This window comes from Leptothoe sp. ISB3NOV94-8A (genome assembly GCF_043421595.1).
Lineage (GTDB): Bacteria > Cyanobacteriota > Cyanobacteriia > Phormidesmidales > Phormidesmidaceae > Leptothoe > Leptothoe turfae.
In genome coordinates, this window is the sequence record NZ_JAXSQW010000001.1 from 2,993,603 (window position 1) to 3,009,098 (window position 15,496).

At 48.8% G+C, this 15,496-nt stretch carries 10 protein-coding genes; 8 read left to right on the top strand and 2 right to left on the bottom strand.

Annotated features, from left to right (window positions below; all coding sequences use genetic code 11):
* The first annotated feature begins 287 nt into the window (after nt 1–287).
* Nucleotides 288–1,010, top strand: a complete 723-nt coding sequence (locus tag SPB21_RS12870) for a response regulator transcription factor (protein WP_006514738.1) — start codon at nt 288–290, stop codon at nt 1,008–1,010.
* A 293-nt stretch (nt 1,011–1,303) separates the two neighbouring features.
* Here SPB21_RS12870 and SPB21_RS12875 read toward each other — a convergent pair whose 3' ends face one another.
* Nucleotides 1,304–2,626, bottom strand: coding sequence for a HetZ-related protein (locus SPB21_RS12875; RefSeq protein ID WP_163700677.1), 1,323 nt, complete (start codon nt 2,624–2,626; stop codon nt 1,304–1,306).
* A 550-nt stretch (nt 2,627–3,176) separates the two neighbouring features.
* On the opposite strand from SPB21_RS12875, the gene larC reads away from it, so the two are divergent.
* A complete protein-coding gene (gene larC, locus SPB21_RS12880; RefSeq protein WP_499866767.1) occupies nt 3,177–4,553 on the top strand; it encodes a nickel pincer cofactor biosynthesis protein LarC in 1,377 nt (458 codons plus the stop codon).
* A gap of 44 nt (nt 4,554–4,597) precedes the next feature.
* Here the strand turns inward: larC and SPB21_RS12885 are convergent, their stop codons facing one another.
* A complete protein-coding gene (locus SPB21_RS12885) occupies nt 4,598–5,947 on the bottom strand; it encodes a Sll1247 family protein (RefSeq protein ID WP_499866768.1) in 1,350 nt (449 codons plus the stop codon).
* Between the two features lie 860 nt (nt 5,948–6,807).
* Here SPB21_RS12885 and ndhL point away from each other — a divergent pair.
* The 6 genes from ndhL to SPB21_RS12915 all read left to right on the top strand — a co-directional run bounded on the left by ndhL (nt 6,808) and on the right by SPB21_RS12915 (nt 15,489).
* Nucleotides 6,808–7,038 carry an NAD(P)H-quinone oxidoreductase subunit L gene (ndhL, locus tag SPB21_RS12890; RefSeq protein ID WP_006514742.1) on the top strand — a complete coding sequence of 77 codons (231 nt, stop codon included), beginning with the start codon at nt 6,808–6,810 and terminating at the stop codon, nt 7,036–7,038.
* Nucleotides 7,039–7,040: 2 nt separating this feature from the next.
* Nucleotides 7,041–7,358, top strand: coding sequence for a DUF3007 family protein (locus SPB21_RS12895; RefSeq protein ID WP_163668791.1), 318 nt, complete (start codon nt 7,041–7,043; stop codon nt 7,356–7,358).
* Nucleotides 7,359–7,413: 55 nt separating this feature from the next.
* Nucleotides 7,414–8,211, top strand: coding sequence for a tryptophan synthase subunit alpha (gene trpA / locus SPB21_RS12900; RefSeq protein ID WP_163668793.1), 798 nt, complete (start codon nt 7,414–7,416; stop codon nt 8,209–8,211).
* 716 nt (nt 8,212–8,927) lie between these two features.
* Nucleotides 8,928–9,902, top strand: coding sequence for a hypothetical protein (locus SPB21_RS12905; RefSeq protein ID WP_499866769.1), 975 nt, complete (start codon nt 8,928–8,930; stop codon nt 9,900–9,902).
* Nucleotides 9,902–13,411 carry a TonB-dependent receptor gene (locus tag SPB21_RS12910; RefSeq protein ID WP_499866771.1) on the top strand — a complete coding sequence of 1,170 codons (3,510 nt, stop codon included), beginning with the start codon at nt 9,902–9,904 and terminating at the stop codon, nt 13,409–13,411. Before SPB21_RS12905 ends, SPB21_RS12910 begins: the two co-directional genes overlap by 1 nt.
* Entirely contained in the window at nt 13,411–15,489 is a 2,079-nt protein-coding gene (locus SPB21_RS12915) for an OmpA family protein (RefSeq protein ID WP_499866772.1), read from the top strand. Before SPB21_RS12910 ends, SPB21_RS12915 begins: the two co-directional genes overlap by 1 nt.
* Nucleotides 15,490–15,496: the final 7 nt, after the last annotated feature.

Here is a 15,496-nt window from a genome sequence, read left to right on the forward strand (position 1 = left end):
ATAGTGCCAATTGACCAGCTGTTTTTAGCAGAATTCTTTGATAAGGTGTGGAAGCTCTGTAAAACTTCTCTGAAGTTATTGAAAACTTGTGAAATAGGACTTTAGACGTGCTTTCACGGGCAGTCTAAATCTTACTAGGATTTATGCCGTTGCTGATTTGTAGAATGAATCGATCTAGAATGGGTGCCGTTTGTCAGACCTTCTCAGATTAAAGTCTTTCTGGGATTAGCAACGTCAGATTTATTTTTACCTTTTTACCTAGATTCGTATTTTTTGGTGTAAGGATTATGACCACGGCCTCTGCCAAAATTTTAGTTGTTGACGACGACCCAGCCATTCGCAATCTTATTCACAGATTTTTAGCGAAGCAGACCTATGAAATGGAGTCTGCTGAGGATGGGAAGCATGCTCTGGCTGTGTTTGAACAGTTCAATCCAGATTTAGTCATCTTGGATGTTAATTTACCCGATGCCAATGGCTACGACCTGTGTAAAGAGATGCAATCACGCACAGGTGTTTTTGTATTGATGCTTACCAGTCGTACCGATGAATCAGATAAGATTCATGGTTTCAATCAAGGGGCTGATGATTACATTACTAAGCCATTTAGCTTAGGTGAACTTGAGGTACGGGTCGGGGCAATTCTCAAGCGTCAGCGACCAGTGACAGCGGCTGAGCAGCAATGTCTCACCTTCAACTCCCTGGCCATTGATCCAATCCGCCGAGAGGTCACCCTTGAAAGCCAGTTGGTTCCCTTAACGGCGTTGGAATTCGACCTACTGCACTTCCTTGCTAGCCATCCTGGCCGAGTATGGCGGCGTACCGAACTGATTCAAAAAGTTTGGGACTATGAATATGTCGGCGATCAGCGAGTTGTGGATGTCCATATTGGTCAGATTCGCAAAAAAATTGAGATTGATACCAATCAGCCCACATTAATTCAAACTGTTCGTGGCGTTGGCTATAAGTTTGAGCCTCCTGCAACAGGCGCTGAGGTAGCTGAAGGATAAAAACATGGGGGTGGGTCTCTTGTTACGCAAAGGCTTAATCCACTCCCCATTCTCGCTAATTTTTGACATCACCTTTGACGGCTACAGAGCCATTCTGTAGCCGTCATTTATTCATATACATTTCTATATTTTCTTTCTATATCTTCTATTTATATGGGTCTCTACAATCACCTACACCCTGCCCTAGGGTAGCGAACTCCCCATTCTCCACTGCCCAGTTCCCCATTCCCCAAAAAAGCCTCCGCAAAGCGAAGGCCATGGACGTGCACTCAAGGAAATGTTTTAGGAGCCGCCTACTGCTCTACCTTCGCTACAGGTTTAGCTGTAGTCTTGGCGGAGCGGCTAGTGTTACGAAGTTTCCAGGCACTCGATACAATTTGACTCCAACGGCGCTGTACTCGTTTTGGAGTCCACCCCAGCTGCTGAGCAATATCAGCATCTGAAGGAGTAGACCGCTGGGGATCTTGCATTTGTTGCTGCTTGAGCGCTAGCAGATGCTGTTGGTCAGCGGTTAGCTCGGCGGTAAATGCGGTCCACTCTTTGGGGGACAACCCGAGGTTTTTATCTAGATCAGCCCCTAACCACTGGTGAACCAATTCCCAGTTGTGAGACTGGGCAAATTTTTCCACATGGTACTTAAAGCGCTGTTGTAGATAGTCACGCTGCCGTGGTGTCAGACCGAGCACTTCATCAATTTCAGAAGCAGCCATGTCTTGTAGACGTAGTGCTAAATAGTCGATGCAGGCGGACTGATCCTGGTCTTCGAGATACTCCACTAGTTCGCGGATGATGCGATCGCGTAGCACCGCCTCAGCAGGGTCAGTGACATCGGCCACCATTTGCTCGCGAATTTGCTGTAGTGCTGAAGAACGGGAATCGGCATCATCACTCTTCGGTGAATCAACGGCCATTTCAATATCAACACAGGTCTCAGCGGGTAGACGTTTGGCAAAGCTTTGGGCCCGTAGAACCAAGAGCTGCTGGTTGTAACAACCCGGTAGAGAAATTCGACGCTTCGCGTACTGCTCAGTGAAGGCCATATATTCAGCCAACTCCAGGCGAGTTCTAGGCGTGTAGTCAGCTTCGAGGTGATTTTCCCGACGAAATGCCTTAAGTACTTCGATGTAGAAGCCTTGGAGGAAATCCTCTAGTAGATTGCAACGTCCCTGGAAACCTAGCTGAGTCTTAGCCGGAGCGATGTAGCGATATGCGATCGCACTCAGTCGACTTTGTAGTTCCACCCGACCCTGGCGAGAGCCTAAACGGTAGTACTCCAAATACTTCTGAATCCGGTTCTCCGCTAGGGAGTGTTGCCAAGCATTAACTTCGCCAGAGGCTTGAATTCGGTCGCTTTTGCGGCAAATACGAGCCACTTCGATAGCCAAACGGTTGGCCACAGCATTGACAGTACGAGTACTGCCTTTAACCTGCTCTTGAATTAGTTGAACCAAAAAACTGACCAGGGCCTGATCAACAGGACACAGTTCATTTTCATGGTTTGCATTCACAGTGTCGTCCTTAGTTGACCGGATAGAGCCAGCCGTGGGATGAAGAACGACGTTATTAGATGGCTTAGTTAGGTTTAATACGTTTGTAGCGGTAGATTGAGCTTTCATAATTCCCTTAGTGATGCACGCCCCTACAATTCGAGGAGCTGTTCAATTGGCAGTTGGAGCTGTAGGCCTGTCCGCTAGTGGACAGTTTCACTGTAAAGGGACTCAATCTGGAACCTGAATACCAGTGTGTCACTATCCAAACCAAATCGCCAAAAAGTCTGCTGAAAGACTGAATGCTGCTCGAAAGAATGGGGCATCAATAACTCTAAAATACTTACTGTGTAATCATTTGGTAGATAGCTCGAACGAGATGACACACGCGTGAAGGCAATGTCCTTGACTGTGACAGTTGAGTAGATAGTCTATCCCGTAAGTCCATTTTTAACCTTGTGACAGTTGCATGGGATTGACATGAAATTTATGGGTTTCTATCCATTAATCTCAATACATCAATAACAATTGATGAACCGCCGAATATTCTAATAGTTCCCTGACGTATTGCACTATTTAATAGCTACGTTAATGTCTGAGCCTGTCCGGTGTTTTTACAGGAGGCCTGGATGAAGTGTATGTAGGGAAATTTGGCGCTCAGGGGAGATTCCGTAAAGCTATGGAAAAGATCGCTTATTTCGATTGCCCAACGGGCATTGCTGGCAATATGTGCCTCGGTGCAATTTTGGCGGCAGGGATGCCTTTAGACAATTTGTTGGATCAGCTCAAACGCCTGGGTTTAGAGGATGAGTATGAATTTACAGTGACTCAGGTAAGGCGTCAGGAACAAGCAGCGACCGCAGTTACGATCAGTTTGAACAGTGACGCTGTCCGTGGTCATCGCCATTTACCTGAGATAGAGAACTTGATCCGTCAGGCCCACTTGCCCACTCGGGTAGTGGACTGGAGCCTGGCTATTTTTCGAGAATTGGCCGCTGCTGAAGCTGCCGTCCATGGCATTCCTGCAGAGCAGGTGCATTTCCATGAGGTGGGTGCTACGGATGCCCTGATCGATGTGGTAGGGACCTGTTTAGGCCTGGAGTGGCTGGGTGTGGACCGGGTGGTCTGTTCGCCTTTACCGATAGGTGGCGGCACTGTCAGGGCAGCCCATGGTCGATTACCGGTACCTGCCCCCGCTGTTTTGGAACTGCTCCGCCGTGCTCAAGCGCCTATTTATAGCAATGGTATTGACAAAGAATTGGTTACACCGACTGGAGCTGCGATCGCAACCACCCTCAGTGATGCCTTTGGTCCTCCCCCTGCCATGACCTTAAACCAGGTGGGCTTAGGGGCAGGCAGCCATGACTTACCCATTCCCAATATTTTGCGGTTATGGATTGGGACCGGAGCGCAGCCACGGACAACCGACCATGGAGCCCACAAGTCAGCCCATAGCCATGACCAGTCCACAGACCCTCAGCCCACAGACCATCCCCATGCAGAGCACCAGCAGTCGGCCCCTGAGCATGGTCATCAGCAAACTATTCCTGGCTATTGTGAAGCTATTGTGGAGCTACAAACCCAGCTGGATGACTTAACCCCCCAGGCTATCGGTTATCTATATGACGGTTTGTTTAAGGCTGGTGCCCTGGATGTATTTACCCAAGCCATTGGCATGAAAAAAAATCGTCCGGGCATTTTATTGACGGTTATTTGTGCCGAAGCCAATGCTGCAGCCTGTCAGTCCTTGCTGTTTTCAGAAACGACGACGTTGGGCATTCGCAGCCATGGGCAGCAACGTCAGACGCTCTATCGGTCCTGGCAATCCATTACAACTGACTACGGTCCGGTGCAGGTTAAAGCGGGACTCGCCACACCCAATGGCCCAGTTGTGAATCTACAGCCTGAGTATGAAACCTGTGCTCAGCTTGCTCGCCAACATTCCATAGGTTGGAAGCAAGTTCAGTGGGCTGCCATTGCCGCTGCCCAATCAATATATCAGGATGAATATAGGGCTGCGGAATGGGACCACACACCCACTCACCTCACCCGATAAACCAAGGAATATCATAAAAGGAATGTCATAAGTAGTCTGGGTACCTAGCTGATGCCATTAACATCCTCTGATGCACGATGGACAGGTGCCCAATGCAACTCTCGCATCATTTGAGAAAAGATGCGATATTCCTCCAATGAGGCTGTTTCTGGATTACTGGCCTGGGCATCATCCTGCTGAACTTGCACCAAGTTGTACTGCACGTCGCTGCCGCAGATAGCTAAGGTGACCCCGTATATCTCCAAAAAGTTAATGATCCACTGACACTCTTCCCGAGGAAATTGCTCGTAATAACGAATTAGATCAGCAATTCGAGCATCCAAATATGGATGGGAACTGGGAGAAATCAACAGCAGCTTCAGCAGCACGATTGCCAACGTCAGGGGGCGACCATTCGTTAATAACAAACTAAAAAGAGATGACGGAGTTTCTTCGTCCTCCGTCATCAGGTAGTCAATCACTCGATTGCTTGTCAGCAAGGCCAGGGAAGCATCCAACGGCTGGTGATTAAACTTGACGTACAAGCCATTTAGCTTTTTTTGCAAACGGGTTTCAAGGGTCACTACAAAGTCAGTTTTAATGGCAGAAAAGAGCAGGTATTCAACCAGACTATTTTTGTAGCTGCCGTAGGTTAGCCCTTGGGTTTGCTGCTGGAAAATTCGAGCCAAGTTGCGGTGGCTAAACATGCCACGCTTGGCAACAAGGGCTCTAATCACCCGTAAAGCACTGTCTCCCAGCATAGTCGGATTAACTCGACGCTCTCGTTGAGCAGTGGCTTTTGGAAAATGTGCTGTATACATGGCCAAATCAAACTTGAACTTGTCCCTCAGTCGCTGAGATAAAGCTCTGGCCGCTTCCCGCTGTTCTAACGGGTTACTGGTGTCTATATACTGGGGTGCCAGTAAATAGGCCGTATAACGCCTCGACCAATGGGGAGCCTCATTACTAAACCGGTTTTGAACAAAAAGCTTAAGGTCTTTAAAGTCTTCACTATCAACGAAGGACTGTAACCAATGCCGCAACCGCTTGATGGTGGGTGAAAGGGATACCTTACGAATTGTCGGGTCAGTAAACAGTTGAATAAGGCTTCGAATAGCCCCATACTCGCGGGCTACTTCCCAATTATTAATTAAGATGTAGCAGGAACGCTTAAGCGTGTTGTGGAATTCCTGCTTATTATTCGAAAATAGAATGGAATACAACGCAGGAGCAGTATTTGTACTTACCGTTTCCTGATGTTGCAGAAATAGGCCCCTAAATTCTTCGAGCACATCAGTTGAAGGCCAATCTTTAACAATTTCTAGCAGGAAGTCATAAATTGTCTGCTGGGCCTGCTGAACGTCTTGATTTCGACGTCTGGGATTAAACGAATCAGAAACTCTATCAACAACCATGTAAGTTACTGGTATACAGGGCAACTCATGCCATTAGCATTCACGGCTAACTAGATAGATAGTGTAAGAAGCAAAAAGATGTATTCGAATATTCAATTTTTAACAAGAAATTACCCAAACTGGGAAGTATAGTTGCGCCGAATTTTCCTCCGTAACACCACTGACTCATGAATATCTAACACTCAATCTAGAGAATGAAACTCTCTGCATAAGCGGCTGATCGATGTCTAGATACTATCATGCCAGGATCTAGGCACAATCTATGCTGCATTCCGTACAAACTTACAGACGCATTATAGGTCAGCAGCAATTTGGCGTTACTTAAAAAAGACTTAAGAAAGACTTTTTTAAATGGGGGCGGAGGGACTTGAACCCTCACGACCGTTTAAGGTCAGCGGATTTTCACCCTCCCACAACTTTCGCTGCTGCCACGCTCAGCGGGCTTTGAGGATTGGACCCTCCCTTTACCCTCGACTTGACGTTAGGGTAGCTCCCGTCGGGCCTCTGCACCTTCCGATTGAAGAACGGCAATAGCCATTGCTATCAAACGGCTTGGCTCAGGATTGCCATATCCCCTCAACCATAACCCTGGGGTATCTGATTGAGGCTGACTTAGGTTTCCCTGAGTTTGAGAGCTTCCACTTAGCAGATTTCTCCACTAAGGCTCAGTTTTCTAAGTCCGCAGCGTCTACCATTCCGCCACGCCCCCTTAGTTGAGTTATTGCTAACGGCAGTTTGGGGAGCGACCCTTCGCTAACCGGTTAACCAAAACTCCTGTTTAATTCCAACACCAAGTGGTACTCTGTGCAACCCCCTGAACGCTATGATGACTAACGACGTGGGCAAAAACCTTAAGGGCTATGGATAACCTCGATATTTCACTTTTGATTACGTTGGCTGTATATGCTGGTTTGGCGGGTCTTTATTTGCTAGTGGTTCCTGGCATTCTGCTTTTTTATCTAAAGCAGCGTTGGAATGTGGCGTCATCCATTGAGCGCTTGCTGATTTATTCACTGGTGTTTGTATTTTTTCCAGGGATGTTGTTGCTATCGCCCTTTCTTAACTTTAGACCCCAACGTCGTGAGATTTAGCTATGCGCCGTATTGATGTAATTGGCGTCGGGCTGGGAATTTTTGTCGCTGGTGGCGGTCTATACTTGGCCCTTTCAATGGCTGGCCTAGATGGGCTTTCGGCAGGCATATGGAGTCAGGTTATTTTCACTGGCGGACTTTTAGGCTGGGTATTTACTTACCTGACACGGGTGTTTTCTAAAAAGATGACTTACAATCAACAGCTCAAAGATTATGAAGATGCTGTTTTGCAAAAACGCCTGGACGAGATGTCTGAAGAGGAGCTAGCTCAGCTGCAGGCAGAACTGGACGCCGAGAAAAAATCCCAGTCATCCTCCTAAATTTTTACTTACCACATTGATCACCGCAAACAACACAGGTTCACACAGATAAATGATGGGTAAATCGGTTTCAGCTCAATTTCAGACATTGCGTGACCACAAAGACTGCGCGCTTATTCCATTTATTACGGCTGGCGACCCCGATTTAGCTACCACTGCAGAGGCTCTCCGGGCATTGGATCGAGCGGGTGCAGACTTAATTGAACTGGGTGTTCCCTATTCCGATCCGTTGGCTGATGGTCCGGTGATCCAGGCGGCAGCTACTCGCGCGTTGGAGCGGGGTGTCACTTTAGATGCGGTTTTAAGCTTAGTTGCCGAGGTATCACCGGACTTATCAGCGCCAATTGTACTGTTCACCTATTACAATCCTATTCTCAACCGAGGCATTGAACAATTTTTGCAGGATATTTATCAGGCTGGTGCCCGCGGTCTTGTGGTGCCTGATTTACCCCTTGAAGAAATGGACGTCCTGCTGAAACCCGCTAAGGAAATTGGCATTGAGGTGACGTTGCTAGTGGCACCGACGACGCCTAAAGAAAGAATTGTTGCGATCGCACAACAGTGCCAAGGCTTTATTTATCTAGTTAGCGTTACCGGTGTAACCGGCATGCGTCAACAAATTGGTAACCGCGTTCATAATTTATTGCAAGAGCTCCGAACGGTTACTGATAAGCCTGTAGGGGTTGGGTTTGGCGTTTCGTCCCCCGAGCAGGCAGCCCAACTCAAAACATGGGGTGCAGATGGTGTAATTGTTGGCAGTGCTTTTGTCAAGAGATTAGCTGCCAATGGCTCAGGTGATGGCGTTTCAGAAGTTGAGAGCTTTTGTCAACAACTAAGGACAGCTTTGAAATAAGGACTTATTAACAATCACAACCCAAGCCGTTCAGATACTAAGTTCAGATACTAAATTGTTGAACTATCTGTAAAAAAGAATAGACGTAGCAATTGAAGTGTCCAACATTGTTGAACAATGTTGGACACTTCAATTTTTTTTGATCTAACTTAGGGAATTATGCAAACAGCAACAGGCTATCGTTAACGTTTGCTGACAAATGTTGAGCAATGTAACCTTCAATAATTCTTCATGTTAGTTCAACTGATCTTCAATGAAGGGTCACACTTCTCTTAAATCAGGACATGGGAGCGGCGATCCCCATGAATTTGCTAGGTAAAGTCGCTAAAACTTAGATATTTTCTTAGTGTCGTTATCAAAATTTCCTGATTTGGTAATCCTCAGTATAAGCTCCTAAATTTTGTCTGTCGCTGTGAGGTATTGCACTCAGCCAAACCAGAGTGTCATAATCCTTGACCAAAGAGAGGAATAACCGTATAAATACGGCAAACTTCTTTGATTTGTAAATTGTTTAGGTGTTGCAGTAAGTGGTTTTTCCTAGCTCTTTAACCATCTTCTGGTTAGAGTTTTTACTGATAAATTTTGATTCGGTCACGTTGTGTTTGTGACGATACGCAAGTTTGGTCATAAGCAATTGCGAATCATTGCTTCGAGTTGATTGTAGATCAAAAGCAATGTTTAGCCGTTTGTCTTGTTGTTGGTGCCTGTGAGGGGTCATGAGAGTTTTGAAAAGCCGTCCTAAAGGTGTCATTCGACACCTGTTTAAAGCTGTAAGTTTTTTTTTAGTGGGTGTTCTGCTGAGCACTTTGCTGGTTTATTTACATACCCCTGTGATGCCCGTAGGTGCGCAGGTTCAAGTTACCAACACTGCGTCTGGTGCTTTCGACGATCCGACAAACCCTAATCGACCTAGGGTGAGAGCACCAAGTAACCCAACAACAATTGGTACTCCCCCAGTTGAAAATCAACTGCTGAGAATAACAAAAACAGCTGATAAGTCAGCGGCTGAACCTGGTGACATTGTCATTTATCGGCTTTTGGTGGAGAACATAAGTGCGGTAGCAGCGACTCCATTAACTGTCATGGATAATCTGCCGCGAGGCCTAGAGTACATCGACGACTCTGTTAACAGCGCCCCAATACCACCTAATTTGACAAATTTTGAAGTCGCAGGTAGGCAGCTCAACTTTCAGTTTGACTCTTTGGCTGCCAACTCCTTGCTTGAGATTCTGTATGCTGTCACCTTGACGCCTGATTCTGTACGTGGTTCTGGTGTCAACGTAGCCACTGCTTCAGCGCCTGGTTTCCCCACGGCTCAGGCTGAGTTTAGCTTAACCATTCGCCCCGGTATCTTGTCTGACTGCGGCACCATTATTGGTCGGGTCTTTGTAGATAAGAACTTTGATGGTGAACAACAGTCAGGCGAGGCGGGTGTACCCAATGCGGTCATCTACCTTGATGATGGTAACCGCATCATTGCTGACCCAGATGGTCTCTTCTCCATGGCCAATGTGGTTTCTGGTAATCGTGTAGGTGTGCTTGACCTCAGCAGTTTGCCAGGCTACACCTTGGCCCCCAACCTCTACCGCCTAGAAAATAACAGTCAGTCTAGACTGGTTCGCTTAGAGCCAGGTGGTCTGGCACGTATGAACTTTGCAGTAACACCGACCTTCGGGGAGGGCCAGAACTAATGATGATGCGTTTGTTATCCAACTCAATTTGTCTAGGACTGCTCACTACCCTGACGGGTGTGGTGGCTCTACTGCAACCAGCTCAAGCGGCTCAAGAAACAACAAATTCTGCGTCAATTGTTGAGTCAGATATTCTCGTGGCACCTGTTAATGTGCCTGAGCTATTGACCCAGGCGAGCGATGATTTGCCTAGCGATTTGCTGGACTCGAATACGCTACCCGTGGAAGAAGATCCTGGTGAAGCTGAAGGATTTATCGATGGCACGATTATTCGTCAGGTGCCCAGTGGGTTGCCACCGCTGATTCAGGATGAACTGGGTGATGAGTTGACCCTGGAGATTTTTCCAACGGGTGATGCGTTTATCCCTGCTGATGGTCGCTCAACCATGGGGTTGCAGGGAAATATTTTGGATGAGTCTGGGCGACCTGTGCGTGAAGATGTGGTAGTCACGCTGACATCTTCAGCAGGTACATTTATTGGGGCTGACTACGATATTGATCGCAGTGGTTTTCAAGTACTGGCTCGCCAGGGAGAATTTGAGGTTGAACTCCGTTCAGCCCTTGATGCCCAGCCTGTAACCATTCGGGCCAGTGTACAAGCTCGTGAAGCTCTGGGTCTGGTGGGTGATGATGCAACCGCGCAACAACCCGCCGCTGACGTTGATGGTTATACCCAGGTCAATTTCACAACACCCTATCGCCCATCCTTGGTGGCTGGTGTTGTCGACTTTCGATTTGGCCCTGGAGCAACTGATTTCTGGGGTCGCTATGCTGACTTCCTCGATCCGGGTGATATCGGAGATTATGACGCTGACCTTGATGCGGGTATTTTTGCCACAGGCACCATTGGTAGCTGGTTGTTGACAGCAGCGTTTAATAGTGAGCGAGCCTTAAACGAGCGTTGTAACGACAATCGTCTTTACCGGGACGTGCAAAATTGTAAACAAACTTACCCCACTTATGGAGATAGTTCAACCACCGACTTTTTAACACCATCCATTGATAGTTTCTATGTTCGGTTTGAACGAGATTCTCAGATCGTCGGCTATGAGCCTGACTTCTTTATGTGGGGGGATTATGATACGGCAGAATTCTCTCGTTTCTCTCAAGAATTCTCGGCGCTAAATCGTCAACTCCATGGTTTTAAGGGGAACTACACCTTTAACAATGGTTTGCAGCTCACTGCACTGTATGCCAACAATTTACGAGCGCTACAGCGTGACACGATTGTGCCTGACGGCACCAGTGGTTACTATTTCTTGTCTCGTCGTTTGGTGTTGGCCGGTAGTGAGGATCTCTTTTTTGAGATAGAGGAACTCAACCGTCCAGGAACAGTGATTGAACGAGTGCGGCTAGCGCGCGGTGTCGATTACACCATTGACTATGACCGAGGGGCAATTCTGTTTAACAGCCCTGTGTCTGCCGTTGACGCTAACCCGTTTGGCCCGGCTCTAGTGCGTCGCATTGTGGCCACATATCAGATAGACGGTGACGATGATGATGGCGATTTGTTTGGTGGGCGGCTGCAGTATAACTTTGACACCAGTCTCGAGTCTCCTAGCTGGGTTGGTGCGTCGGCCATCTTTGAGGACCAGGGTGCTCAGGACTTTAGTTTAATCGGTGTAGATGCGTTGCTACAGCTGGGTGATGCTGGCCAGTTGGTGGCTGAGCTTGCCCACTCTTCATTGGATAATCCAACGGTTGATGAAGATGGAACAGCGATTCGGGTAGAGGCCACGGGACGGATTACGCCTGATTTGGCGGGTACCGCCTACTTTAGGGATGCTGACAGTGGCTTTCGGAATACGGCAACCACGAGTTTTAGGGCTGGTCAAACCCGCTGGGGCGGTCAGCTGGGCTATAACGTTAGTCGTAACACTCAGCTGCAATTACAGTTTGATCGTGAGCGCAACCGGGGTAACGAAGATCTGATTCCCACTACTCTGGACCAGCTGATCAATCCGGGCTTAGTGCGGACTGATGGAGCAACGGTGAACAATTCCATCACCACAGTGCGGGCAGGTGTCCAACAACAGTTTGGGTCGATAACGGGGAATTTGGATTGGGTTTATCGCGATCGCAACGATCGGGTCACCGGCGATGATATCGAGTCAAACCAAATTTCTGCCGGGTTGACCTGGCCCCTGGCTGAGAAATTATCCTTCCGGGCCCAGACAGACATCGCCTTAAGTGATGAAGATGATGCCTATCCAGGCCAGACGGTGGTCGGCCTGGATTGGGATGTACTGCCAGAGGTGACCCTAAGATTTGCCCAACGGTTCTTCCACGATGATGATGTCACGCCCGATGCCCTGACTACTGTTGATGCTCTTGTTAACTACGATCTAACGGACAACACGCTTCTGACTGGTCGTTACTCCATTTTGGGTGCCAATAATGGCATGAGCGGCCAGGGAGCTCTCGGTCTGAACCATAGAATTAATCTCAGCCCTGGTTTACATGTAGACTTGGGCTTCCAGCGGATCTTTGGTGATAGTCTTTCTTCCATTACTGGCGGTAACCGGGTGCTACAGCCCTATGCCGTGGGTCAATCAGCGGCTTCCCTGGGTCTGGTTAGCGGCACAACCTATACGCTAGGGCTGGAATATACGGATAGTTCTGACTTCCAGGCTAGCGCTCGGTTTGAGCATCGTGATTCGGATGATGGTGATAACACTGTCATCACCGCCTCAGCTGCGGGTAAACTCTCAGACGCTTTGACCACCCTGGCCCGCATTGAGCATGCTAACTTTGCTAACCAGACCATTACCGATCGTCTGAATAGTTCCACCAGTGCTCGATTAGGTCTGGCGTATCGTAATCCTCAAAGCGATAAATTCAACGCGTTGTTGAGTTATGAATATGCCATTAACCCATCCAGTACTCCCAACTCTCTTTTAGTGGGTGCAGGTTCAGACTCTATTCAGGAGCATACCTTGGCCATGGAAGGCATTTATGCTCCGAGCTGGCGTTGGGAGTTCTACGGTAAATATGCCCTACGAGCCACCAATGCCGACTTAGACTCCTTAGGCGTGACGTCGTCTAATGCGATTCATCTGGGTCAATTGAGAGCCACCCACCGGTTTGCCTACCGTTGGGATATTACCGGTGAAGTTCGTTACATCACTCAGCCCGAGACCAACTATGACGAAGTCGGTATGGCAATTGAAGCGGGCTATTACCTGACCCCAGAGCTGCGTTTGGGAGTGGGGTATAGCTTTGGTAGCGTCAATGATCGCTCCTTGGGAGGCAGTGGTTTCCGCTCCGATGATGGCCCCTACCTTGGCGTCACCTTCAAGGTCAATGAACTGTGGGATCAGTTTGGTCTCCAGCAGGTAGCGCCCCAACAACAGGAAGAGTCGCTAATGGAGGCAGACGGTTCACCCACAGCAGAACCGGTGAGTGTTGTTCCGGCTTCAGCCACCGCCGCTGACGATAACGACGTTAATAATGTTGATGCAGCCAATGCGGCTGAGGGTACACAGACAACTGCTGGGGGTGAGGAGTAATGAAATTAACCATGTATCTATCTAAGCTAGTTGGGACAGCTGCACTGGCAGCCACGGTGCCATTAGTGGCTCAGGCAGTGGCTATCCAAACGGTCAGTGCCCAAGAGATTACGCCTTACTCTGTGATTGTGAACTCGTCTGGTGACGGTGACATTCGTCCTGATGACGCGCTGACATTGCGAGAAGCCATTTCTGTGGTGAATGGAACTCTGCCGGTTGATGCGCTGAGTGCTGCTGAGCGTGCTCGAGTGACCCCTGCTGCCAGCCCATCCATCAACTTTAGTTTGGCGGATGATCCAACTATCGAGCTGGTGGAGCCCCTGCCTCCAATTATGGCTGCTGGCACATTGGTCGATGGTGCTAGCCAGCCAGGTTACGGGCCTCTGTCTACCACCGATACAATGGTTACCCCGGTGCCTACACCAGTGGTCGCTTTAACCCCAGCGGCGGGGGCCGAAGTGTTGCGAGGGTTGACGATTACGGCTGATGCGGTGACCGTGAGAGGCTTAAGTCTCTATGGATTTTCTTCTAAACATCGGTCTACGCAGACAACACCACCGGCAGATATCTTAATCACCCACTTGGTTCCCCCTGTGGATGCTGGGCTGCCTGATCCCCCTGGTTGGCGGACTTTGCTGCCCAATGAAGATTCAGATGCCCCCGTTGGTGTGGTGATTGAAGACAACTGGTTAGGGATGTCGCCGTCTGGTGAAATGCCCCCTGTGGAGCAGATGTCGGCCCTCGGTGTAGTTGTTTTTAATGGTCTTGATACGGTCATTCAGCGTAACCGGATTGAATTCCATGAAGGTAGCGGCATTCTCACGGCTGCCCAGGCCATGGGCATGGATGTGACCGAAAATACCATGCGGACCAATGGTGTTGCAGGGATTCCCGATGGTATTCGTCTTGATGGCAATATTGATGGGGCCCAGATCCACGGTAATCTCATCTGCGGCACCGATGGTAGCGGTGTATTTATGTTCAAGCCAGAGGGCTCCGCACGGATCTATGGCAACGATATTCGGTTTAATGGTCGGCGCTTTAGGCGGGCGGCCATTTATTTGATGGGTAACGGCCATGAGGTGACTGAAAATGTGATTCAGCATCAGCCGGGACCGGGCGTTGCGATCGCATCTTACCCCCGCAGTGAAGGCAACATTATTCGGAACAACACATTCGCGGCTTTAGATGGCCTCAGTGTAGACCTGGGCCATAACGACAACAGCGGCATTCAAGATTTTCAGCGTAAAGACGGCCCCAACCCACCGCGTAATTCGTCAATGCGCCGTCGAGATACCGCCAATGCCGCCATCAATGCCCCTGAGTTTGACGATTATGTCTTTCCGAGCAGCGGTGGATCGGCAACCCTTAGCGGTGTGGCCGATCCAGGCACTGCCATTGACATTTATAAGGTTGTCGACCGTCAAGGATACTATGGAGCGTTAAACGAATACGTTACCACCGTGTCTGCAGATGAAACCGGCAGTTTCAGCGTTGATGTCAATGCCCCTGAGGGAACGTTGTTGAGTGCCATTGCCACGGATGATGTGTACGGTACATCTGAGCCCTCAGCCATTACGGCCGTTGGCACATTGGAGGATGGCCCCACAACACCGGCCATGCCCAGCTGTGAAATTGCTCAAGATCCGCCAGAGCCAGAACCAGAGCTTCCTCCGGAACCCTTGGTCTTGCGTATTCCCCGCAATATTCACTTTGCTCTTGATAAATCAGATATCTCCCCGGCATCTGCGGTCATTATGGATGAGATTATTGCTGTTTTAGAAGAGTATCCATTCATTACCGTTGAACTGCAGGGGCATACCGATCCACGAGCCAGCAACGCTTATAACCAGGCCTTGGGTGAACGCCGAGCTTTGGCCGCCAGAAATTATCTGCTACAGCGAGGCATTGCCGCTGAACGGATGCGCATTCGCTCCTTTGGAGAAACACAACGGGTATCGAGTGGCAGCGGACGCATTGACTATGCCCGCGATCGCCGCACCGAGTTTATCTTTACAGATACTCGTGGTCTCGACATTATCTACGAAAATTTGGAAACAGATTTGCAGCTTGAATAAGGCCTTC